Source organism: Paraburkholderia piptadeniae (assembly GCF_900007165.1).
In the GTDB taxonomy this organism is placed as follows: Bacteria; Pseudomonadota; Gammaproteobacteria; order Burkholderiales; family Burkholderiaceae; genus Paraburkholderia; species Paraburkholderia piptadeniae.
Genome location: NZ_CYGY02000087.1, coordinates 3,431 through 3,800 on the forward strand (window position 1 = coordinate 3,431; position 370 = coordinate 3,800).

The 370-nt window shown below is 66.8% G+C and carries 1 pseudogene; it reads left to right on the top strand.

The features are described 5' to 3' along the window. A pseudogene (locus BN2476_RS47790) lies at positions 1 to 200 on the top strand (universal stress protein); the annotation flags it as partial. Between the last annotated feature and the right edge of the window lie 170 nt (positions 201 to 370).

Below are 370 nucleotides of genomic sequence, written 5' to 3' on the forward strand. Positions count from 1 at the left end.
TTGACTCGCCGGGTGAGCGCCCCATGATCGTGTGGGATGGCGGTCGTGCGGCCACCCGTGCGTGGCACGATGCGCTGCCGCTGCTGCAGCGCGCCACGCACGGCAGGGTGGTCATGCTGGCTGAGCCCGAAGACGATCGGCCTGCAACCGGTCCCCTGACCTCCGAATTCGCGACTGCGCTGAGGTGGTACGGTGTATAGGCCGACTTCCATGTCCATCACACGATGTCGCGCCGCGAGCGCGGTGAAATATTGCTGCCCCAGGCCGCTGATCTTGATACCGTCCTGATCGTGGCCGGTGCGTACGGACACACGGGCGTGACGGAACGTGCCCTCGGCAGCGTGACGCAGACCTGCTGCGCGCGATGACG